This is a genomic window from Amycolatopsis palatopharyngis, assembly GCF_003385185.1.
GTDB classification, from domain to species: domain Bacteria; phylum Actinomycetota; class Actinomycetes; order Mycobacteriales; family Pseudonocardiaceae; genus Amycolatopsis; species Amycolatopsis palatopharyngis.
Map to the genome: position 1 here is coordinate 121637 of NZ_PQHZ01000005.1, position 21816 is coordinate 143452.

Genomic DNA, 21816 nt, shown 5'->3' on the forward strand with positions numbered 1-21816 from the left:
CTGTCAAGCAAGGCGTTGCAGGTCGACTGATACCGGCTCTTCCTTACGTAAACTTCCTTATTGTTCTTTTATTGGGGAAGTTTAGGTATGCTAGTGTCGCCTTTCGCGCAGCGAAGGCTGCCATGGAGGGGTCAGGAACATGAGCGAGATCTATCGATCAGCGGCAGGAGCCCGCCAGCTGCGTGAGCGCTATCGAAAAGCCCTGGAGCGCTGGCCGGTCGCCAACAAGCAGTTACACGTGCCGACACCCGAGGGCGAGACCTTCGTCGTCACCTGCGGAGCAGACGACGCTCCACCCCTGGTGCTGCTGCACGGCTCCGGCGGCAACTCGGCACAGTGGCTGAGCAGAATCCCCGAACTCGTCACACATTTCCGGGTATGCGCGATCGACATGATCGGCGAACAAGGCCGCAGCACGCCGTCTCGGCCGCCCTTGGACTCCGACCGATACGCCGTGTGGCTGGATGCCGTGCTGGACTCACTCGGGCTGAACCGGGTGTCGATCATGGGCGTGTCCCTCGGTGGCTGGCTGGCCGTGGACTACGCGACACGGCGGCCGAGCAGGGTGGCTCGCCTCGCGCTGTCCTGCCCGGGCGGGATCGGCAGACAGAAGAAGGGTTTCCTACTCAAGGCGTTGCTGCTGAACTCGCTCGGCGAAAGAGGCCGGCGCAGGTCGGTGCACGGAATTCTCGGACCAGGGCTGTCCGCGCTGCGGGCGGAGGAGACCGAAGTGGTCTTCGACGAGGTGCTGCTTGTGGCGAACAACTACCGATACCGGCTGGAGGCGCTTCCGGTCTTCGACGAGCACGCGCTACGACGGCTGACCATGCCGGTGCACGTGCTCGCCGGCGAGTTGGACGTGATGTTCGACTCCGGGGAAACCAAGCGGCGACTGGAAGCGAGCGTCCCGCACGCGACAGTGCGGCTGCTGCCCGGCATTGGTCATTTCATTCCCACACAGGCGACGGAACTGGAGTTCCTGACGCCAGTGCACTAGGCACGACTCCATTTTGGGCAGTGCTCCCCCGGCCATGGCGCACCTCCGAGAACTCCCGACTTCGACCACACCGCTCCAGTGCGGCGGGACCGGTGCGATACTTCGCTGCGTGGCCGACGGGGAGGCATCGTGACGGGACCTCAGTACACCGGACCTCAGTACCCGGGACCCCAGCACGGCGGCTCCTGGCCGGGCGGACCGCAGGGATACCAGCAGCATCCGGGCTGGCAGTACGCCCCATACCCGCAGCCCCAGCCGCCGAAGCGTAAGCGCACGGGCCTGATCGTCTCGCTGGTCCTGGTGTCGCTGCTGGTGCTGGGGGCCATCGCAGGCGGCGTCGTCTTCTACCTGAACGCGCACGCCGACGGCGGCATACCGCCCACTGGCGCGCAGCTCGACCCGGCTTGCGATGCCGTCAGTGAGCAGACCCGGCAGCGGTTGCGCACCACCAATCCCGATCCCACGGCCAGCAGCGCGCGCGAAAGCCAGGGCGTCTCCCTCGTCTACTGCGGGTGGACACAGACCCGTGGGCAGGACGGGGAGGGAAGCCGCGACCTGCAGGTACAGATTCTTCGCTACGCCGGGGCCGCCGCACAGGAACAGCGGCGGCCCCGGTGTGACGGCTCGCAGCTACCACCGCCGCAGCTCGGGCAGGAAGCATGCATCGGCAGCACGCAGAGCGGCAACATCACCACCGTGACCCTGCAGGTCCGTCAGGGCAGCTACTTCGTCCTGGTCGGCTACAGCGGGTGGGACGTCGGCTTACTCGGCAACGAACCCGCCCCCGTGCAGGACTTCGCCAACGCCGCGGCCGGGGTCGGCCAGGAAGTTCTCGGCACCCTGCAGGGTTGACCCCGGCACTCGAAATCGGCCGCCGCTCCCGCGGTGGGAAAGTTCCCCAATGCGGCATTGGGGAACTTCAACGTCCCCAATGCCACATTGGGGACATGTTGCACCGCGGGTGGGGTGCGGGTCAGTGGGCGAAGTGGCGGGTACCGGTGAGGTAGACCGTCGCGCCAGCGGCCTCCGCCGCGGCGATCACCTCGGCGTCGCGCACCGAACCACCAGGCTGCACCACCGCGCGTACCCCGGCGTCGAGGAGCACCTGCAGCCCGTCGGGGAACGGGAAGAACGCGTCCGAGGACGCGACCGATCCCGACACCCGATCTCCGGCACGCTGCACCGCGAGCCGCGCGGAGTCCACCCGGTTCACCTGCCCCATCCCGACGCCGACGGTCGCCAGACCGGCGGCCAGCAGGATGGCGTTCGACTTCACCGCGCGTACCGCACGCCAGGCGAACACCAGGTCGGCCATGGTCTGCTCGTCGGCGGGCTCGCCCGTGGCCAATGTCCAGGAGGCGGGGTCGTCTCCTGGTGCGTCGATCGCATCCGGGGTCTGCACGAGCACTCCACCGGAGATCGGCCGGACCTCCACCGCGTCCGCGTTCGCGATCGCGGGCAGACGCAGCAGGCGGATGTTCTTCTTACGGCTGAGCACGTCCAGCGCCTCGGCGTCGAAGTCCGGCGCGAGTACGACCTCCGTGAAGACGTCGGCGATCTGCTCGGCAGCGGTCACCGAGACCGGCCGGTTCGTGGCGATGACCCCACCGAAGGCGGACACCGGATCGCACGCGTGCGCCTTCCGATGCGCCTCCGCGATGTCGGAACCCACCGCGATGCCGCATGGATTCGCGTGCTTGATGATCGCCACCGCAGGCTGCTCGAAGTCGTAGGCCGCCCTGCGAGCCGCGTCGGTGTCGACGTAGTTGTTGTAGGACATCGCCTTGCCGTGCAGCTGCTCGGCGTGCGCGAGACCGGTCCGCGAGTGCGTGTACACCGCCGCCCGCTGGTGCGGGTTCTCGCCGTAGCGCAGGGTCTCCCCGCGCTGCCAGGTCATCCCCATGAACTCACCGAAGCCCGAGTCGTCGGCGGGCGCGTACTGCTCGGCGAACCACGTGGCCACCTGGGCGTCGTAGGCCGCGGTGTGCGCGTACGCCTGCGCCGCCAGCCGCTTGCGGTCGGCAAGCTCGAACCCGCCTTCGCGTACCCGCTCGAGTACCCAGTCGTAGCGCTGCGGATCCACCACCACCGCCACGCTGCCGTGGTTCTTCGCCGCCGCGCGCACCATCGCGGGACCGCCGATGTCGATGTTCTCCACACAGTCCTCATGGCTCGCGCCGGAAGCCACGGTGCTCGCGAACGGGTAGAGGTTCACCACCAGCAGATCGAACGGCGCGATGTCCAGCTTGCGCAGTTGCTCCACGTGCTCGTCCTTGCCGCGGTCGGCGAGCAGGCCCGCGTGCACCCTGGGGTGCAGGGTCTTCACCCTGCCGTCCAGCGACTCCGGAAAGCCCGTGACCTCCTCCACCGGGGTCACCGGGACACCGGCGTTGGCGATGACCTTCGCGGTACCACCTGTGGAGACGATCTCCACGCCTGCGGCGTGCAGGCTGGTGGCCAGCTCCAGCAGGCCGGCCTTGTCCGACACCCCGATCAACGCGCGCCGGACCGGGTGCCGCCCGGCAGACTGCTCGCTCACGTGAAACTCACCTTTCGTCCGTCCACCGTGCACCCCGCACGGCCCAGCTTCGCGATCACGTCGACGAGGAGCCTGCGCTCCACCGCCTTGATCCGCTCGTGCAGGCTTGCCTCGTCGTCATCGGCCTCGACCCGCACGGCCTCCTGCGCGATGATCGGCCCGGTGTCCACCCCCGCGTCCACCAGATGCACGGTCGACCCGGTCACCTTCACTCCCAGCTCCAGCGCGTCGGCAACGGCGTGCATGCCGGGAAACGCGGGAAGCAGCGCGGGATGGGTGTTCACCACGCGATTCGGGAACCGGTCGAGGAAGTGCGCACCGAGAATCTTCATGAACCCTGCCGACACGACGAGATCGGGCCCGTATGCGTCGACGGCTTCGGTCAGCGCCTTGTCCCAGCTCGTCCGGTCCGGATGATCCCCCATGCGCACGGTGAAATGCGGGATACCGGCCCGCTCGGCCCTGGCGAGCGCCTCGACGTCCGCGCGGTCCGTGCCGACGGCGACGACCTCCGCGGGGTAGTCGTCTCGTCCCACCGCATCGAGCAGTGCCTGAAGCAACGTTCCCGACCCTGAGGCGAGCACCACGAGCCTGGCGGACGCGGGCAGCTCCAACCGAGTAGCCAGAACGGTCTCCTTGCTGGGGCGAACGCGCTCGCACGCACGCCGATCGACCTGGTCACCTCACCTTAACGCCGGGTTGTTGATCTACGAGAGGCGGTGGGTGCGGCCCAGCTCACTCTCCGCGTGGCTCTCGCTCCGTTTTCGCGGCGCCGTCAACCGTGTCGCCGGTGTCCTCGGTGGTGGCGGTGTCCTCGGTGGTGGCGGTGTCCTCGGTGGTGGCGGTGTCGTCGGTGGTGTCGAGATTCTCGTCGTCTGGATCGTCCGGGTCGAACTCGTCGTCGAATTCGATGGCGGTGTCCTCGGGAACGTCCAGGACCTCGATCTCGCCGGCCGTTTCCTCGGCGGCCTCGGGATCGCCGTCCTCGACGGCGGCTTCGTCGCCGGCTTCGTCGCCGGCTTCGTGCGTGTCGGCTTCGGCTTCGGGGTCCTCGGACTCGGTGTCGTCGCTGTCCTCGGACTCCGGCTGCTCGCCGTCCTCGGTGCTTTCGGCATCCTCGGCACTCGCGCTGTCCTCGGTACCTTCTGCTTCCTCGGTGTCCTCGGTGTCCTCGGTGTCCTCGGTGTCCTCGGTGTCCGCCGGATCCTCGGCGACTGCCTCCGGCTGCGCCGGTTCCGGCTGCTCGCGAGGGCCGCAGTAGTACGCCACGAGGGCGCCGGGCAGCACGATCCAGACGAAAACAGCGATCGAAAGCGTGCCGAGCGGGAACGAGATCGGGTCGAACGGCCCGCCGCCGAGCCTGCCCCCGGCCAGTGCGCCGAGCACCACGACACCGAACGCCGCCAGCGCACCGGCCACGGCCACCACCCGGACCCGGACGTTGGGATCATCGTCGATCCGCCGCCGCGACCAGCCGACTAGCAGGCCGGCCGCGGCCGGGAGCAGCATGAGCGCCGGCCACCAGATGGCGTGGCTTTCCGGCACCGCGGCGAACAACGGCAGCGGGGGCACAGGTCCGCCGGCGAATCCGACAGGGGTCAGGGTCGCGGCACCGATCGAGAAGCCGGGCCCCGCGGCGAACCCGAGGCCGGCCAGCACCGCATTGGGCAGGTAACCCAGCGAAAGCAGCAGCATGCCGGCGCCGTCGCCGAGGCCGGGGGCGTTCGCCAGGAAGACCTCGTGCACCGCCGAGGCGGACAGGGCCGAGGAGATCGTCACCGTCATGGCCCCGACGGTGAGCAGGGCGGCCACGGCGAGCGCGCCCGCTCGTAGCCCGTGCAGTGCCAGCGGCTCGACATAGCGCGAGGCCCAAGCGAGCATTCCGCAGCGGCTCGCGGTCCCGGCCAGTGCCGCGAGGCCGGCCACGAGCCCCGGTACGAGCAGGCCCGGCAGGGGTTCGACGGCGAGCCGGTGGCCGTCGGCCAGCACGGAGATGACCGCCCCCGCAGTGCCGTGCGTCGCCGCGATGATCCCGATCAGTGTCACGGCCTGAGCGGGTTCCCGGTAGTCCAGCCGCCGGGCCGCACTGGCAGTCGCCTTCATGATCAGCAGGAAGACACCGACCGTCGGCAGCAAGGGAAGCACCCCGAGGGTTCTGCCGTCGATCTGTAGCGGAACCTGGTACGCCGCAAGCCATCCGGGCCCCGCCGCGAGCAACACGGTGATCGGGTCGAATCTGCCCTGCGTGGCGCTCGCGGTGACCGCTGCGAGCAGGGCGGCGACGGCGAGATAGCCCGTCACCATGGGAGCGACGGCGGCGGTGATCAGCGCTCGCGCCCGCATCCCGCCGGATACAGTCGCAGCGCCATCTGGATCACCTTGGCCGTCGTCGCCCCCGAGGCGCGACGGTGAGGTGAGCAGCTGCATGTTCCGAACCCTCGCACCGGTAATAGGCCAACCGGGTGAGCCACGCCGCCCGACACGCGCACGACAGTGCATACCCACCCGGTCGGGGCAGGTCGAAAATCACACCACCACGCATAGTGTTCGCACCCTCGCACAGCACGATGCCCGCGGGACCGGAGTCACCGCGGGCATCGAAGGCAGTCGTCAGGTTCAGCCCTGCTGGCCGGGTCCACCCGGCTGCTGGCCCTGGCCGCCACCCTGCTGCTGGCCTGGTCCGCCCTGCTGACCGGCCTCGGGGGACTGCTGCTGGTAGAACTGGCCCTGCTGCGGCGCGTACTGCGTCGCCTGCTGAGTGGGCGGCGGCGGAGTCGCCGGAGGCCCGTACTGGGTCGGCTGGTTGAACCCGCCCGACGGCGGGTCCTGGGGCCCCGGCTGCCCGAACTGACCCTGGCCGCCGAACTGTCCCGGCGCGCCTGGCTGACCGAACTGCTGGCCGTAGGGGCCCTGTGGCGGCTTGCTGGCGGGCATCTTGAGCACGTTGTAGTCGAAGAGCAGCGCGGCGATCGCCACCAGCATCTGCAGGATGCCCAGGATGAGCATCACCGTGATCACGCCGGGAACGTCCGAACTGTGCACCACATTGAGCAGCGTGATGAGCGCTCCGAGCGCACTGAGCAGGGCGGCGAACGGCAGGACCTTCGGCCCGTTCGGCAACGCGCGCAGGGCGGCGAGCAAGCCGCCTGCCAACAGGAACTGGATGATGCTGCCCGCACCACGTGCCTCTTCGGAGAAACCGATGAAGTAGTTGATGAAGCCGAGCACGGTGACCGCCAACGCGAGGATGACGGCCAGCGACCCGGCCGAGAGGCTTTGATTCGGCGTCTGGGGCTGCTGCGGGCCACCCTGCTGTGGGTAGCCGGGCCCGCTGCTCGGATAGGTCATCCGTGTTTCTCCTGTCGTTCGGCCCGCTCGCGGTGCCGTGTGGAACTCCGGGACGAATAGGTCGTTCGGTGCGACGACGCTAGCGGATCCGCACGCAGTCGTCCCATCCTGGTAATCAGACGTGTGACACCGGGTATGGGTTTCGTGGGAACCCGGATTTCTCCTCCCGAAAGCGACGCACGTCACGAAAAGGGGCCAGGCACCGACTCCCGGTGCCTGGCCCCTTGCCATATTGCTGGATCGCTCGTGTCAGAGCGCCTGGTACAGCTGCCGGGCGAGCTCAGCGGTCTCGCTCGGGGTCTTGCCGACCTTCACGCCCGCGGCCTCGAGGGCTTCCTTCTTGGCCGCCGCCGTGCCGGAGGAACCGGAGACGATGGCCCCGGCGTGCCCCATGGTCTTGCCCTCGGGAGCGGTGAAGCCCGCGACGTAGCCGACCACCGGCTTGGTGACGTTGGCCTTGACGTAATCGGCGGCACGCTCCTCCGCGTCACCACCGATCTCGCCGATCATCACGATGACCTCGGTCTCGGGGTCGTTCTGGAACGCCTCGAGCGCGTCGATGTGCGTCGTGCCGATCACCGGGTCGCCGCCGATACCCACGGCGGTGGAGAAACCGATGTCACGCAGCTCGTACATCATCTGGTAGGTCAGCGTGCCCGACTTGGACACCAGCCCGATCTTGCCGGGGCCGGTGATGTTCGCCGGGATGATGCCCGCGTTGGACTTTCCGGGGCTGATCACGCCGGGGCAGTTCGGCCCGACGATGCGGGTCTTGTTGCCGGTCGCGACGGCATGCGCCCAGAAGTACGCCGAATCGTGCACCGGGATGCCCTCGGTGATGACCACGGCGAGCGGGATCTCGGCGTCGATGGCCTCGACGACCGCGTCCTTGGCGAACTTCGGCGGCACGAAGATGACCGACACGTCAGCGCCGGTCTCCTTCATGGCCTCCTCGACGGTGCCGAAGACGGTGAGTTCCTTGCCTTCGATCGTCACCGTCTGACCGGCCTTGCGAGAGTTGACGCCGCCCACGATGTTGGTGCCGGCCTTCAGCATCTTCGTGGTGTGCTTGGTGCCCTCGGAGCCGGTGATGCCCTGGACGATCACCTTGCTGTTCTCGTTCAAGAAGATCGACATGTCACGCCCCCTCAGAAGCGCTAGACGCGAGCTCCGCCGCCCGGTCTGCCGCATTGTCCATGGTGTCGACGACGGTGACGAGCGGGTGATTGGCCTCGGCCAGGATCCGCCTGCCCTCCTCGACGTTGTTGCCGTCCAGGCGCACGACCAGCGGCTTGCTGGCCTCGTCGCCCAGGATCTTCAGCGCCTCGACGATGCCGGTCGCCACCGCGTCGCAGGCGGTGATGCCGCCGAACACGTTGACGAACACGCTCCTGACGTCGGCGTCGTGCAGGATGACGTCCAGGCCCGCGGCCATGACCTCGGCCGACGCGCCACCACCGATGTCGAGGAAGTTCGCCGGCTTCACGCCGCCGTGCTTCTCGCCCGCGTAGGCGACGACGTCCAGGGTGGACATGACGAGCCCGGCACCGTTACCGATGATGCCGACCTGGCCGTCCAGCTTGACGTAGTTGAGGTCCTTGGCCTTGGCCTTGGCCTCCAGCGGGTCCTCGGCCTGCTTGTCCACCAGCTCGGCGTGACCCGGCTGCCGGAAGGCGGCGTTCTCGTCGAGGGTGACCTTGCCGTCCAGCGCGATGATCTTGTCCTGCGGGTCGCGGACCAGCGGGTTGACCTCGACCAGCGTGGCGTCCTCGGCGACGAAGGTCTCCCAGAGCTTCACCACGACGTCAGCGGCCTCTTCGACGACCTCAGCCGGGAAGTTGCCCGCCTTGAGAATCTCGGTGGCCTTGGCCTTGTCGACACCGTTGATCGGGTCGACCGGCACCCTCGCCAGCGCTTCGGGGCGCTCCACGGCGAGCTGCTCGATCTCGACGCCGCCTTCGGCCGATGCCATGGCCAGGAAGGTGCGGTTCGCGCGGTCCAGCAGGAACGAGAAGTAGTACTCCTCGGCGATGTCGGAGGCAGCGGCCACCAACACGCGGTGCACGACGTGTCCCTTGATGTCCAGACCCAGGATGGCGTTCGCCTTCTCCTCGGCCTCGTCGGGACCGTCGGCCAGCTTGACCCCGCCGGCCTTACCCCGGCCGCCGGTCTTCACCTGGGCCTTGATGACGACCTTGCCACCGAGCTTCTCGGCCTCAGCGCGGGCTTCTTCTTTGTTGTTCGCCACGGAACCCGGCAGTACCGGTACTCCGTGGGCGGCGAAGAGATCCTTCGCCTGGTACTCGTAGAGATCCACTCTCCAGTCTCCTGACGACACGCGACATTGCTGTGCTTCGCTGCGGACCCGCGCCGTACGGACACGGGGCGCTTTCCTGCTGCTGTCGGACCACGCTGACCCTAGCGACCTGCGCAGAAGTCGGGGTATCCGCACCTGGTGAACTCGGTCACCGAATGGCATCCGACCAGGGAACACCGGGTGTGAGCCGCCACACGGGCCACCTGTTCGTGACGTGCACTACCTCCGCAGGGCGGCCAGAGCACGAGTCAGATCGGCGGGTAGCGCAGGCAGGCCGGCGCTACGGGCCAGCTCACCGAGTCCGTACACCGGCAGGCCGGGCAACGTCGCCACCAGTTCGGCCACTTCGGCGACCTGGTCCGGGGTTGCCTCCATTTCCTGGCCTGCCCCGAGCCCGAGGACCAGCGCGGCCGGGTCCTCCTGTTCGACGATGCCGGCGACGGCTTCGACCGAGGCCATCGCCCCACCGTGCACGACTTCCGCCCCCGCGTCCCGCAACGCCCTGGCGAGAGCGACCAGCTCGCCCGATGGACCGTCCGTCCATTCCGAACCGAGTTCCGCCAGTACGAGCCGCGGTGCCACGCGCGGGTGCGTCATCGAGACCCGCGCCCGCCGGCCAGCGCGAGGGCCGCGGTCAACAACGCGGCCAGCGCGGCGGCGATCGCCAGCCACAGCCCGGTCCCGGCCCTGGCGCCGTCGATGTCCGACGCCGTCAACGGCAGTTCGGCGGCTCGCAGGATCAGCAGGCACGCCACGCCCACGAGCAGCGCGGCCGCTCGGGCAGGGCGGCTGCGCGGGACCAGCGCCGAAGCGCCGAGCACGGTCAGTGTCGCGGCCAGCAACCCCCAGGACGGAGTGCCGAACTCCGACCACAGTCCGGCCGGAACGAAATCCGGTGCGGCGATCACCGGCGTGCCGAACGTGGCGACGGCAAGCACAACGGTGGCCACCAGGGGCGTGATCACGGTCGGGGCGATATGCGGAACCTGTCCGCCGGACAACCCCTCCGCTTCCTCGCTGTCCTCCCGCTCGACCATTCCGGCGACGAGTGAACAGCAGGCCGTGACGGTGGCGCCGATCATCGCCGTGACGGTCCACACCACGCCCTGCCCAGCCGTGTAGGTGGCCCCGAGACCCGTGGCCGCGACCGCGACATCCAGTACGGCGGCCCCGGCCAGCAGCACCCCGGCCCAGACAACCGACAGCACGGGTCGCACCACCGCTGCCAGGCCGGGAACGAACATCGCCGCTCCCGGTACGACAACGAGCAACCCCGCCGCGAGCAGCCACGGGCCTGCCGCGCTGTCCGGGGCGGTCGCGGCACCGGCAGACACCAGCTGTGCCGTGAGCGCGCCTGCCATCGCCGCGGCTCCCGTCAGCAGGGCGAGCGCGCCGGTTGCCCACTGCAGCCGCCTGCCGCCTGGCAGGGCCGCCTCCGCGGCGGCAGTGCCATCGACACCAACCTGCGCGTCGTCGTGTTCCCGTTGTCCGGACGGTCCCCGATCGGTGGGGAGGGTCAGGCCGCGCAGCAGCAGGGCCGCCGAGGCGAGCAGAACCAGCACCGGCCCGGTCGACACGTGCAGCCAGGGCACGGCCAGCGCCGCGACCAGGTTCGGCAGTGCCAGCACGGCCGAGCCGAGGCCCAGGCCCAGTACGCAACCGCGGGCCAGCTCGGCCGACCCTGAGCTCGCCGCGAGGGCGGCCACCAGCGGGAGCGCACCGGCGACCAGCAGCAGTCCGGCCAGCGTGAGCATGGGCCCCTCGAACGCACCGCGGCCGAGCAGGTAGGCGTTGTCCGAGTCGAACGGCGTCATCAGCAGGCCCAGGGCGGCGAGCACGGTCACCGCGAGCACCACGGGCAGCCATGACGTGTGACCTGCTTCCGGCTCGGCGCCCCTGCCTGCCGCATGCGCCGCGAGCACCCCAGCGACACCGAGGGCAAGCTGGCCACCGATCAACAGCCAGAGTCCGAGCGCGGGAGACGGTGACCCCAGGCTCGCCGGCAGATACAGCTCAGGGCGCGCGGCCTCCGCGGGGTCGGCCACGAGTTGCAGGTCCAGCAGAATCCGGCCAGGGACCAGCGCCGCCAGACCCGCGAGCACCCCGCAGGCCACGGCCGGACGGCCGAGCGCGGCGAAGCCCACCGCGACCGCGACCGGCGCTAGTCCGAGAACGATCAGCAACGAAGTGCTGGCGAACGCCGGCTCGGCTCCAGTGACCACCTGGACGAATCCAGCAGCCGCGAGCAGCAGGGAAGCGAGCACCGCGACACCGAGCGCACCACTGAACGGGCTGACGGATCGGTCATCGGTCAACAAGGTGCTGGAGCGCGGAGTCATCGATGCCGACGCTAGCAGCGGCCACGGCTGGCCACCGCCTTTACGACGTCGTGCCGACGACACCGGCATCGCCGGAAAACGACCCGCCACGCCGGAGTTCGATGACACGCACGAGTGGTTCCAGCACGTGACTCAGCTGTCACTCAACGTGCATACATTTCGGCGCGAACCGTCCCGGACGAACGGTCCGACCACGCGGTTGGCCGTTTGTAACGCAAGTCACACCGATTGGAGCAATCTGGCTCCCACCTTGAGTGATCCGGCCACCTCATCACCCTGTCGAGTTCCTCATTCGGCCGACTCGCCAACCGGTTCTTGCTGCAACCGGTTCCCCTTCGTTACTGTTCCGCGGTCCCCATTACGGTCAGATCACGAAACGGACAGGCCTGCGAAGGTCACGAGCGGTTCCCCCGAAACCGCTCACCGGGATCCCCCGCCCGGAGTCCACGATCTGGCTCCCCGAGTACGGAAGGCCCTGTCTTGGCTCGACACCGCTCCCCCGGCGGTCAGGCTCCTTCCCCGGCACTCGACGACGCACTGGACGGTGCAGTCGTCCGCGTCCGGGGAACACACCGGCTTCCCGCACCTTCGTCGGCCCTGCGTGGCCGCGTTGTTGTAGCGGCCGTAGCCGCCGGTGCTTTTGCTGCTGCTGCCGCAGGTCAGACCCTCCAGGCTGTCAGTTCCACGGACTCGGACAGCAAGGTGACGCCGCTGGCCAGTTCCCGTGACGCCACTTCGGCCATCGGAGTCGGCGGCGATGCCGCCCCCATGGGCGCGCCCGCGGCCGCCCCGGAGTTGCTTCCGGTGGCTCGTACGAGCGACGCCTCCGCCGAGGTCCAGAAGCTGACCGAGAGCAGGCAGGTCACCCAGGCCCGCATCGAGCGCGAGGCCCGCGAGGCCGAGGCCGCACGGAAGGCTGCGGAGGAAGCCGCCCGGCCGAAGACCGTGCGTCCCACCGCCGGCTCCGTGACCTCGGGTTTCGGTGGCCGCTGGGGCACCATGCACTACGGGCTCGACTTCCGCGGCAGCATCGGTTCGCCGATCGTCGCCGCCGCCGACGGCGTCGTGATCGAAGCGGGCTCGGCTAGCGGCTTCGGGCTCTGGGTGCGAATCCAGCTCGACGACGGCACGGTCCACGTATACGGCCACATGAACAGCTACTCCGTCAGCGAGGGTGAGCGCGTCAAGGCCGGCGAGCAGATCGCCGAGGTCGGCAATCGTGGCCAGTCCACCGGCCCGCACCTGCATTTCGAGGTGTGGAGCGCTGGCGGCCAGAAGCTCGACCCCCGCCCGTGGCTGCGCGAGCGCGGCGTCGAACTCTGATCCGTCGACACCACGGATCGATCCAGCAGGCGGACCAAGCCGACCAAGGCCATCGCCTCGATCGTCACGTTCCTGGCGGCAACCTGCGAATGAAGTAGGCGATCGCCACCTGCCAGGGGAAGCACAGTTCGCCCCTGCCGGCCGCGCCCCCAGTTGAGCGGCGCCAACGCCACCTCGGCCCCCGGTCGCGCCTACAGGCGGCACAGCGCCTGCATTGGTGGCACTCGTGCAGGCGCAGGAGTGCCCGCCACGACGCCACCAGTCTGCGTACCTCCGGCGCCAGCGGTCCCCGTTCCCCGTTCGCCCGCGCCGAGACGTCGTCCAGATAGCGCCATACCCCGCGCGCGACTGGGCCAAACACACGGTCGTCCACACTTGCGCCCCCCCACTTCTCCCCGCCGGTCGAACGGCGGGGCTCGCTAATCCGAGCCGAACTGGTGTTCGATCAAAAGGTAGCGCAGGGGTACGACAATGTCGTGCATCGAGCGAAGCGAGTGGGTGGCCCGGAGGACACCTCTGCTCAGAGCTTCACCATCGGAACGCTGCCGATGAGCATCAGCCGGACGGTGCCGGCGGCACCGAAGTCGATCGTGGCCGTGGCTCGCGGACCGGTGCCGTCGGTGGCCACCACGGTGCCGAGGCCGTACTTGTCATGGCTGACCCGGTCACCCACGTCGACCTTGATGGCCACGGTGTCCTTCCAGCCCTTGGAGGACGTGTTCCGCATGCCACCCGAGGACAGGCCCGCCTGTGCCGAGTCCCCGCCGAATCCCCGGCGCGAGCCCCAGGTGGTCGCGGTCCGTGGCGAGCCGGAAGAGGTACCGAAACCGGCAGCCTCCGGCTCGGTCCGCCGCCAGTCGACGAGATCGGCCGGAATCTCGTCCAGGAAGCGGGAAGCCGGGTTGGTCATCGGCTGTCCCCACGCGGTACGCAGTAGCGCACGCGACAGGTACAGCCGCTTTCGCGCCCTGGTGATCGCCACATAGGCCAGCCGACGCTCCTCGGCCAGTTCCTTCGGCTCGCCCAATGCCCGCATGTGCGGGAAGATCCCGTCCTCCCAGCCGGTACCGAACACGACCGGGTACTCGAGTCCCTTGGCCGTGTGCACGGTCATCAGCGTCACGACTCCGGCATCGTCGGATTCGTCCTCGTCGGCACCGTCCGGCGTCGGAATGGAGTCGGCGTCCGCGACCAGGGAGACCCGTTCCAGGAATGCGGGCAATGAACCTGGTTCCGGCACGCCGAGATCTGCGGGAGTGGCATCCGCGGCAGCCGGTTCAGCGGCCTCGCCGTCCTCGTCCGCCTCCCCCTGCTCCTGCCCATCCGCCAGCCTGGCGTCCCGAACCGACTCGGCGAACTCGGTGAACTCCCTGGCCACTGTGACGAGTTCGGTCAGGTTCTCCAGCCGCGAGGCGTCCTGCGGGTCGTCGGACTCCTCCAGCGCGACGCGGTAGCCGGTGCGCTCCAGAATCGCCTCGAGTACCTCGGCGACCTCGGCGCCCTCTTCGACCAGTTCGGTCAGGCCGTCCAGCAGTTCGACGAACCCGGTGATGCATTTCTGCGACCGCGGGTTCAGCAGCGGTACCTCGTCGGCCACCGCGGCCCGCAGTGCCGCCGCGAACGAGATGCGCTCGCGCTCGGCATGGGCGGCGACCACGGCTTCGGCGCGGTCACCGATCCCGCGCTTTGGCACGTTGAGGATCCGGCGAAGACTCACCGTGTCCTCCGGGTTGGCCAGCACCCGCAGGTAGGCCAGCGAGTCCCGTACCTCGCGCCGCTCGTAGAAGCGCACCCCGCCGACCACGCGGTACGGCAGGCCGAGACGGATGAAGATCTCCTCGAACACCCGCGACTGGTTGTTGGTGCGATAGAAGACGGCGACGTCGGAGTATTTGAACGACGGTTCGTCACCGCTACCGGCCCCGACCGCACTGTCCATCAGCGAGTCGATCTCGCCCGCGACGAACGCGGCTTCGTCGTGCTCGTTGTCGGCCACGTAACCGACGATCTTCGCGCCGTCCCCCGAATCGGTCCACAGCCGCTTGTCCCGCCGGTTCGGATTGCGCGAGATGACCGCGTTCGCCGCGGACAGGATCGTCTGGGTCGAGCGGTAGTTCTGTTCCAGCAGGATGGTGCGCGCGTTCGGGAAGTCGCGCTCGAACTCCTCGATGTTGCGGATCGTGGCACCGCGGAAGGCATAGATGGACTGGTCCGCGTCCCCGACCACACAGAGTTCGGCGGGCGGCACCCCGGACTCCGTTGACTTGGTGCCGACGAGCTCCCGTACGAGCGTGTACTGCGCGTGGTTGGTGTCCTGGTACTCGTCGACGAGTACGTGGGAGAAGCGCCTGCGGTAGTGCTCCGCGACGTCCGGGAAGACCTGCAGCACCTCGACCGTGCGCATGATCAGGTCGTCGAAGTCCATCGCGTTGGCCGAGGTGAGCCTGCGCTGGTATTCGGCGTAGACCTCGGCGACCTTGCGCTCCAGGTCGTTCGCCGCGGCCGCGGCAGCTGACTCGGGGTCGACCAGCTCGTTCTTCAGGTTCGAGATGTGCACGCCGAGGGTGCGTGCCGGATAACGCTTCGCGTCCAGGTCAAGATCCCGCGCGACCAGTGTGATCAGGCGTTTGGAGTCGTCGGAGTCGTAGATGGAGAAGTTCGACGACATCCCCAGCGTCTTCGCCTCGCGACGCAGCAGTCGCACGCACATGGAGTGGAAGGTCGACACCCACATGGCGTTGGCCCTGCGACCGACCAGTTCGGTCACGCGATCGCGCATCTCAGCCGCGGCCTTGTTGGTGAAGGTGATCGCCATGATCTGGCCGGGATGCACCCCCCGTTCGGCCAGCAGGTAGGCGATCCGGCGGGTGAGCACCCTGGTCTTGCCCGACCCGGCGCCCGCGACGACCAGCAAGGGGCTGCCCGCGTGCTCCACGGCCGCCCGCTGGGCGGGATTGAGGTCCCCGAGCAGACCGGCGTGCCTGTCGTTGCGCGCGGACTGTGGTGTCCGCGCTGTCCCCGGGGTGTGGTGTTCCGAAGGCAGATCGAAGAGGGTGCTCATCGGGACTCACGCTACCCGGGGCCACCGACGATGGCGGAGGGGTCGCGGCATCGGCGGAGACGTCGCGCCGCTGTGGCATACTTGACGTGTGCACGCATGTGACCGGCTGGACGTCCAGATTCTCCTGGACCTCGCGGCCTGCCGATTTTTTTACGGGACCCGGACTCCGGCTCCCGTGATCGCGTAGTGCGCCAACCGCCATCACACCCAAGCCCCGGAGTCCTCGGACCCGGGGCTTTCGTCGGCTCGGGGTCACGCAGGGATCCGGATCGACCGGAGGACAGATGAACGCCCAGACCCACGACACGAATCCGCCCGAGACTCCGCAGGAGACCGAGGCGCAGGACATCGACGCGCTGCGCGAGGAGATCGACTGGCTGGACACCGAGATCCTCCGTCTGGTGAAACGGCGGGTCGAGGTGTCCAGGACCATCGGGGCGGCACGAATGGCGGCAGGGGGCACCCGGATCGTCTACAACCGTGAGATGGACGTGCTGGCCCGCTACCGCGACCTCGGCCCCGAGGGCAGGCAGCTGGCCATGGCCCTGCTGAACCTCGGCAGGGGCAGGCTCGGCAGGTAACCAGACCGGTCCGATTAGCCCGCTGCGGCGATCGGTATGCGATCTCAGGGGTTCCCCGGAGCCGCTGCGGGGATGTTCACGGCACACTGGGGTCATGGAAACGCTCGTCAACGTGATCGCCGTAGTCATCGCCATCGCCAGCGTGCTGGCCGCCCTAGGCCACGCCGGCTACCTGGCGATGCTGAACAACGCCGCGGGCAAACGCGCGGGCGGTGCCCCGATCGCTCAATATGTTCGTGGCCGCTGGCCGGTGGCGGGTGGAGCCGCGGCGGCGTCACTGCTCGCCTGGTTGCTGACCAGCGGGGGACCCGGGCTGGACATCGTGGCGATCATTCTCGCCGTCGGTAGCGGAGCCGTGGCCACGAAGGCACTGCAGTCGACGCAGGCGCGGTACCGCAGCGGCGGATAACACCTGGTCGGCGGGCAAAAGATGATGCGGAACCGCGTACCACTAACACACTCCCAGTCGCATGTCGCCGGGTCGGCGGCGCCCGGAGGAGTGAATCTGAAGAAACTGGCCCACCTGGCCCACCAAGCCGCAGCCGGGCTCTTATTCTGGTAGGCGCGAAACGTCGCAGGTTTCCCTGCCCCAGCCCACTCCGTTGTGCTGGGCCGGGGACGCATGCTCGGCACCAGGCCGTGCATGTGCAGTTGGAGTGTGCAGATGCTCGGTCTGCCGCTGCTCCGATCGGCTTAATTCGAGCGGAATCGCCGTCAGGTGACCGGAAGGGAGGGGTCCTACCAGCATGAACGGCGGACCCGATTCCACCGAGCACCATTCCCACCGACTGCAACGTCCCCCACGCCAGGGCCGCCACCGCCAGGGCGCGGCGGGCACCTGGACCCCGAGCGTTCCCACACAGCCAACGCATGGACGGCACGAGGAGCCGCGTCCGGCGGCCGAGGCGGCGGTCCCCCTCGACGCCTCGTTCAGCGGATCACTGCCATTGGCGGCCGGCCAGCAGGAGCACGATTCCGGATACCGATCGGGCTTCCTCAGCACCAGGGGCGAACTACCGATCGAGGTACCGGCCCAGGCGGCACCGGCGTCCAGGCCGGTGCCCCCTTCTGTAGCACCCGAGTCCGTAGCGCCCGAGTCCGTAGTGCCCGATTCACTAGCGCCCGAGTCCACGCTGTCCGAGCGCGCGGCGGCCGAGCGCGCGGCGGCCGAGTCCGCGGCGATGAAGTCCGCCGACGAGCCGACGGTCCGGCGGAGAACGGTGACACTGACGACTCCCCCGGAACCCCGTCCCAGCGAGGTAACCGGCGAGGACATCCTCGTCTACGAAGCGGAACCCGCGCCCGCGCTGGACGGGCTCGGCACGTTCGACCTCGGCTCGGTGCCCGCCTCGGTGACTCCGCCCAGGACGTGGCGCAAGGCTGCCTGGTTCGCGACAGCCTCGTCCGGCTTCGTGGTGGTGGCCCTGTTGTTCGCAGGTTCGGTCCTGGTCAGCCAGCCCTCGGAGACCGGGACGCAGGCGATCAACGGCTGGACCGAGCGCGGGGGTCAGCCGACACTCGAGGGCGAGCAGTTCACCGATCGCACGAGTGGGCCGGACTCCAGCACGCAAGAGGACACCTCGGCCGCGGCATCCGCGTCGTCCGCGGCGTCTGAATCGAGTGCCAGCAGTTCACAGCAGACCACGGTGAGCGAACGCGCCTCCGCCATCGCACCCCACGCCCCCGGTGCCCCGCCGATGACGAGCTCACCGGAGTTCAGCGAGGCCCCGACCACGACGAGCACGTCCAGCGAGCCGACGAAGCCGCCCGCCTCCAAGGCGCAGCGGGTCAAGGCGCCGCCCCGGCACGTGATGACGGCCGATCCCGAACTGATGGCGGACCGTTCCGAGTACTTCCTCAACACCGTCACCGAGGATCCGGCGGCCGCGCACTCGGTGACCACCGGGGAACTGGAGGAACAGGGCCCGAAAGGCCTCGAGCGGAAGTATCGGGACGTGGCCTACTACGAGGTCAAGAAGATCTACATCGATCCCAACCGTGGCGAGACCGTCAACACCGTCGAGGTGACGTACCCGGACGGCAGCAAGAAGACCGAGCAGCGGGTACTCCATTTCGGCAGGGAAACGAAGATCGAAAGCGACGGAAAGTCATCGCCGGAGTAGCGCACGCCGCGGCGTTCACCCGCTGATGCACGTGCGGATGCGCATTTCCACTGCACGTGCGGTGCGGTGAGTGGTTAGAAATTGCGCTACCCGGGTGACATGGAATGCCGCTCGTCGTATTCCGGCGCCATTCCGCCGATCGAGCCTGGCCGCAGCAGATCGCAGAGGGTTACCTAGTGTGCAGGAACCCCGCACCCCGCGACACCCACGCAGGACGACATGGCGATATGCCGAACGGTGGTATGGCCGGTACCGACGACCAGTCGCACCACGATCAACACGATCAACACGATCGACACGATCAAGACCGCGATCAACACCGCACACACCAGGATCGCCCCGGTGCAGGCCCACAGGCCGGACCGGCGATCGGGAGAACGGACCATCCGTGCACGACGGGAAGCGCTCAGAGCGGCTCGCTCAGGCAGGCCATACGAGACACGCCGAGGACGTACTGCACCCCGGCCTGCTCGAAGATGAGTTGGTCGACCGTGAGCACCTCGACGCCGTCTTCCGCGAGCCGAGCCGCTACCTGCCGCCGCCACGCGTCCGCCGCCGCCCGGAACCGATCGACCCACCCGAGCCAGAGAGCCCGCTCGCACGGCGCTCGAAGCTGATCGCGCTGATCATCGCCGCCGCTGTGCTGTTCGGTTCGATCGCCGCGGCGGCAACGCTCACCGAGCAGGAGGACACCGGGCTACCCAGCGGCGCGGCCAAATTGGAGATCACCGGGGCTGCGGCGCTCGGTGGGTTCGTCATCCCCGACGCCGAACGCTCGAGCACGCCCGAGCCCGCCACCTCGCCCGATCAGCAGCGCACCGGTACCACCGACCGGAAGCCGGAGCAGCCCGCGCCGAAGCAGGAAAACCGGGCGGCAGGGGTGCCCGCGGACGAAACCAGTTCGACAAGCCCGGACCCGACGTCAGCCCCCAGCGAGGAGCCGGAGACGACAGGTACCGAACTCGCGGCCGAGGCAGTCGATCCGGTCGCGACCGTGCGCGAGTTCTACCGCCTGGTCGCGAACCAGCCCACGGACGCGCTCTCCCTGCTGGATCCGGTTCTCGTTGGCGATCAGACCGGCGATCTCGTCCGGGCCTGGTCCTCCATGGACTCGATCGAGATCGAGGAAGTCGAGGACCAGGGAAACGGAACCGTGCGCGCCGTGGTCCTGATGACCCAGCCCGACGGCAGGCGTATGCGGGTCACGCAGCTACTCCAGCTGGCCGAAGGCCCGGTGGCGATGATCGCCAACGCGACACTCGTCTCCGCGCGCCACACCTGACCCCTCGGTCGCGCCGGCCACGCGCTCGGTCAGACCGCCCAGCTCCCGGCCACTCTCTCAGTGCCGCGTGTGTGTGCGCAGAGTGAGCGCCTAGCCTTGACGCGGGTCGGTCTCTGCGAAACCGGCACAAAACCACCGAGATGTGCCTACGCTCCTCCGGACACGGCGCACCGCAGTACGCTTCGCCGCCTGCACCGGACGCCGGTGCCATTGACGATGGAGCCCCGAAGGAGGGTCGCGTGAGCGACGAGGGTCGCCTGGTCGCCGGCCGATACCGCGTCATCCAGCGGATCGGCACCGGCGCCATGGGGGCTGTCTGGCAGGCACAGGACGAGGTGCTGCACCGGACGGTCGCGATCAAGCAGCTCCTGCTGCAACCGGGACTCGACGAGAACGAGGCCGAGGACGCACGGCAGCGCACCATGCGCGAGGGTCGGATCGCCGCTCGGCTGCACCACCCGAACGCCATCACGGTGTTCGACGTGGTCACCGACGAGAACGGGCAGCCCTGCCTGATCATGGAGTACCTCGCCTCCACCAGCCTGGCCGCGAGCCTGCAGGAACGCAGGACGCTGCCGCCACTGGAGGTCGCCCGGATCGGCGCCCAGATCGCCGCGGCGCTGAAGGAGGCCCACGCGGTCGGCATCGTCCACCGCGACATCAAGCCCGGCAACATCCTGCTCGCCCCCAACGGCATGGTGAAGATCACCGACTTCGGTATCTCCCGCGCCACGGACGACGTCACCGTGACGAAGACCGGGATGATCGCCGGCACGCCCGCCTACCTCGCGCCCGAAGTGGCGATCGGTGGTGACCCCGGCCCGGAGTCGGACGTGTTCTCCCTCGGCTCCACCCTGTACGCGGCCTGCGAAGGCCAGCCCCCGTTCGGCCTGAGCGAGAACACCCTCAGCCTGCTGCACGCGGTGGCTGCGGGGCAGATCAACCCGCCACGGCAGTCGGGCCCGCTGGCCAGCGTGCTGGCCGTGCTGCTGCATCCGGACACCCGGCACCGGCCGACTGCGGAGGAGTGCGAGGACCTGCTGTCGGCGGTCGCCAGGGGCGAGACACCGATCGGCGGTTCGGCCGCCGACGCCACTCGTGTCGGGCCTGCCGTGGGACTCGGCGCGGCGGCGGTCGGGGCGGGAGCGGCCGGAGCCGCGCTGGCCGACGGGGACGACGAGCTTCCTGACAATCACTCGGGCACCTTGGGCGACGAGGGCGTCCAGGGTTTCTACGGCACCGAACCCGAGGACGGCTACGCACCGGGCACCGGCTACCCCGACGAGGACTTCGACAACTCCGCGGCGGGCCTCGACGCCACCAGAGCCGTTCCCGCCGCAGGTGCCGCATACGGAGCCGGCGGCGTCGATGGGTACGGCGGCGAATACGGCGAGTACGAGGACGACGACTTCCCGCCGCCCGCAGAGGAGCAGGAGCGGCGAGGCAACTGGAAGGTGCCCGCGGCGATCGGCGGTGTCGTCGCGGCAGGCCTCGTCGCGCTCGGTGTGTGGATCGCGACCGGCCCGCACGCCGGCGAGGGCCCGGAGCCTGCGCAGCAGCCCCTGCCCGCCGCCACGACGTCGAGCCCGTCCAGCACGATGACCTCGACGACCACCTCGGAGCCGAGTTCGGAGGAGACCGAGTCCGTGCAGGCCCCGGTCGAGACGGTGCGGCAGACCGAGGCGCCGCGCCAGACGCAGGCACCGCAGCCACCGCCGCCGACCTCGGAGCCGGAACCGGAACCGGAGCCGACTGACGAGACCACGCCGACAGAGCCTTCGAGTTCGACGAAGCCAAGCCAATCGGAGCCCGCTGAGCCCACAGGTCCGCCCTCCACGTCGAGCGGTGGCGGGGGCGGATCCAGCGATACAACCACCTGAGCCTGCTGCTCACGGAAATCACAGGC

The 21816-nt window shown here is 69.0% G+C and carries 18 protein-coding genes; 8 read left to right on the forward strand and 10 right to left on the reverse strand.

Annotated features, from left to right (window positions below):
* Window positions 1–139: 139 nt before the first annotated feature.
* On the forward strand, window positions 140–997 hold the full coding sequence (locus D0C15_RS05400; protein WP_116041305.1) for an alpha/beta fold hydrolase: 858 nt from the start codon (window positions 140–142) through the stop codon (window positions 995–997).
* Window positions 998–1126: 129 nt separating this feature from the next.
* The gene (locus D0C15_RS05405) at window positions 1127–1849 is read left to right on the forward strand and encodes a hypothetical protein (RefSeq protein WP_116041306.1); all 723 of its coding nucleotides are present in this window, start codon (window positions 1127–1129) and stop codon (window positions 1847–1849) included.
* A gap of 121 nt (window positions 1850–1970) precedes the next feature.
* On the opposite strand, the gene purH is transcribed toward D0C15_RS05405, so the two are convergent.
* The 8 genes from purH to D0C15_RS05445 all read right to left on the reverse strand — a co-directional run bounded on the left by purH (window position 1971) and on the right by D0C15_RS05445 (window position 11540).
* Window positions 1971–3536 carry a bifunctional phosphoribosylaminoimidazolecarboxamide formyltransferase/IMP cyclohydrolase gene (gene purH, locus D0C15_RS05410; protein WP_116041308.1) on the reverse strand — a complete coding sequence of 522 codons (1566 nt, stop codon included), beginning with the start codon at window positions 3534–3536 and terminating at the stop codon, window positions 1971–1973.
* The gene (gene purN, locus D0C15_RS05415; protein ID WP_116041309.1) at window positions 3533–4150 is read right to left on the reverse strand and encodes a phosphoribosylglycinamide formyltransferase; all 618 of its coding nucleotides are present in this window, start codon (window positions 4148–4150) and stop codon (window positions 3533–3535) included. The genes purH and purN overlap by 4 nt, the downstream gene beginning before the upstream one ends.
* Window positions 4151–4271: 121 nt before the next feature.
* A complete protein-coding gene (locus D0C15_RS05420) occupies window positions 4272–5963 on the reverse strand; it encodes a cell division protein PerM (protein ID WP_162829903.1) in 1692 nt (563 codons plus the stop codon).
* A 189-nt stretch (window positions 5964–6152) separates the two neighbouring features.
* Entirely contained in the window at window positions 6153–6884 is a 732-nt protein-coding gene (locus tag D0C15_RS05425; protein WP_162829904.1) for a DUF5336 domain-containing protein, read from the reverse strand.
* 249 nt (window positions 6885–7133) lie between these two features.
* Entirely contained in the window at window positions 7134–8021 is an 888-nt protein-coding gene (sucD, locus tag D0C15_RS05430; RefSeq protein ID WP_116041313.1) for a succinate--CoA ligase subunit alpha, read from the reverse strand.
* A gap of 1 nt (window position 8022) precedes the next feature.
* Window positions 8023–9201 (reverse strand): ADP-forming succinate--CoA ligase subunit beta, encoded by a 1179-nt coding sequence (gene sucC / locus D0C15_RS05435; protein ID WP_116041315.1) that lies wholly within the window; start codon window positions 9199–9201, stop codon window positions 8023–8025.
* 219 nt (window positions 9202–9420) lie between these two features.
* Entirely contained in the window at window positions 9421–9783 is a 363-nt protein-coding gene (locus D0C15_RS05440; RefSeq protein WP_116041317.1) for a hypothetical protein, read from the reverse strand.
* Window positions 9784–9794: 11 nt separating this feature from the next.
* On the reverse strand, window positions 9795–11540 hold the full coding sequence (locus tag D0C15_RS05445; RefSeq protein ID WP_116041319.1) for a hypothetical protein: 1746 nt from the start codon (window positions 11538–11540) through the stop codon (window positions 9795–9797).
* A 480-nt stretch (window positions 11541–12020) separates the two neighbouring features.
* Here D0C15_RS05445 and D0C15_RS05450 point away from each other — a divergent pair, with 480 nt between their 5' ends.
* Window positions 12021–12863: a M23 family metallopeptidase gene (locus D0C15_RS05450; RefSeq protein ID WP_116041321.1), complete on the forward strand. Its 843-nt coding sequence runs from the start codon at window positions 12021–12023 to the stop codon at window positions 12861–12863.
* 520 nt (window positions 12864–13383) lie between these two features.
* Here the strand turns inward: D0C15_RS05450 and D0C15_RS05455 are convergent.
* Entirely contained in the window at window positions 13384–15924 is a 2541-nt protein-coding gene (locus D0C15_RS05455; RefSeq protein ID WP_116041323.1) for a UvrD-helicase domain-containing protein, read from the reverse strand.
* Window positions 15925–16208: 284 nt separating this feature from the next.
* Between D0C15_RS05455 and D0C15_RS05460 the strand changes: the two genes are divergently transcribed.
* From D0C15_RS05460 to D0C15_RS05470, 3 genes are all read left to right on the forward strand, one after another.
* The gene (locus tag D0C15_RS05460; RefSeq protein ID WP_116041325.1) at window positions 16209–16505 is read left to right on the forward strand and encodes a chorismate mutase; all 297 of its coding nucleotides are present in this window, start codon (window positions 16209–16211) and stop codon (window positions 16503–16505) included.
* A 94-nt stretch (window positions 16506–16599) separates the two neighbouring features.
* Window positions 16600–16914, forward strand: a complete 315-nt coding sequence (locus D0C15_RS05465; RefSeq protein WP_116041327.1) for a hypothetical protein — start codon at window positions 16600–16602, stop codon at window positions 16912–16914.
* Between the two features lie 694 nt (window positions 16915–17608).
* Window positions 17609–18628 (forward strand): hypothetical protein, encoded by a 1020-nt coding sequence (locus D0C15_RS05470; protein ID WP_162829905.1) that lies wholly within the window; start codon window positions 17609–17611, stop codon window positions 18626–18628.
* Window positions 18629–18801: 173 nt separating this feature from the next.
* Here D0C15_RS05470 and D0C15_RS05475 read toward each other — a convergent pair whose 3' ends face one another.
* Window positions 18802–19014, reverse strand: coding sequence for a hypothetical protein (locus D0C15_RS05475; RefSeq protein WP_116041330.1), 213 nt, complete (start codon window positions 19012–19014; stop codon window positions 18802–18804).
* A gap of 2 nt (window positions 19015–19016) precedes the next feature.
* Here D0C15_RS05475 and D0C15_RS05480 point away from each other — a divergent pair, with 2 nt between their 5' ends.
* Window positions 19017–19910 (forward strand): hypothetical protein, encoded by an 894-nt coding sequence (locus D0C15_RS05480; protein WP_116041331.1) that lies wholly within the window; start codon window positions 19017–19019, stop codon window positions 19908–19910.
* Between the two features lie 239 nt (window positions 19911–20149).
* Window positions 20150–21790, forward strand: coding sequence for a serine/threonine-protein kinase (locus D0C15_RS05485; protein WP_116041332.1), 1641 nt, complete (start codon window positions 20150–20152; stop codon window positions 21788–21790).
* The last annotated feature ends 26 nt before the right edge of the window (window positions 21791–21816 follow it).

Bases quoted from the DNA above. Each gene is read 5' to 3' on its own strand.
- D0C15_RS05445 (WP_116041319.1), bottom strand. From the start codon at position 11,540: ATGACTCCGCGCTCCAGCACCTTGTTGACCGATGACCGATCCGTCAGC.
- D0C15_RS05425 (WP_162829904.1), bottom strand. From the start codon at position 6,884: ATGACCTATCCGAGCAGCGGGCCCGGCTACCCACAGCAGGGTGGCCCG.
- D0C15_RS05460 (WP_116041325.1), top strand. From the start codon at position 16,209: ATGAACGCCCAGACCCACGACACGAATCCGCCCGAGACTCCGCAGGAG.
- D0C15_RS05455 (WP_116041323.1), bottom strand. From the start codon at position 15,924: ATGAGCACCCTCTTCGATCTGCCTTCGGAACACCACACCCCGGGGACA.
- D0C15_RS05400 (WP_116041305.1), top strand. From the start codon at position 140: ATGAGCGAGATCTATCGATCAGCGGCAGGAGCCCGCCAGCTGCGTGAG.
- D0C15_RS05465 (WP_116041327.1), top strand. From the start codon at position 16,600: ATGGAAACGCTCGTCAACGTGATCGCCGTAGTCATCGCCATCGCCAGC.
- sucD (WP_116041313.1), bottom strand. From the start codon at position 8,021: ATGTCGATCTTCTTGAACGAGAACAGCAAGGTGATCGTCCAGGGCATC.
- D0C15_RS05475 (WP_116041330.1), bottom strand. From the start codon at position 19,014: ATGGTCCGTTCTCCCGATCGCCGGTCCGGCCTGTGGGCCTGCACCGGG.
- D0C15_RS05420 (WP_162829903.1), bottom strand. From the start codon at position 5,963: ATGCAGCTGCTCACCTCACCGTCGCGCCTCGGGGGCGACGACGGCCAA.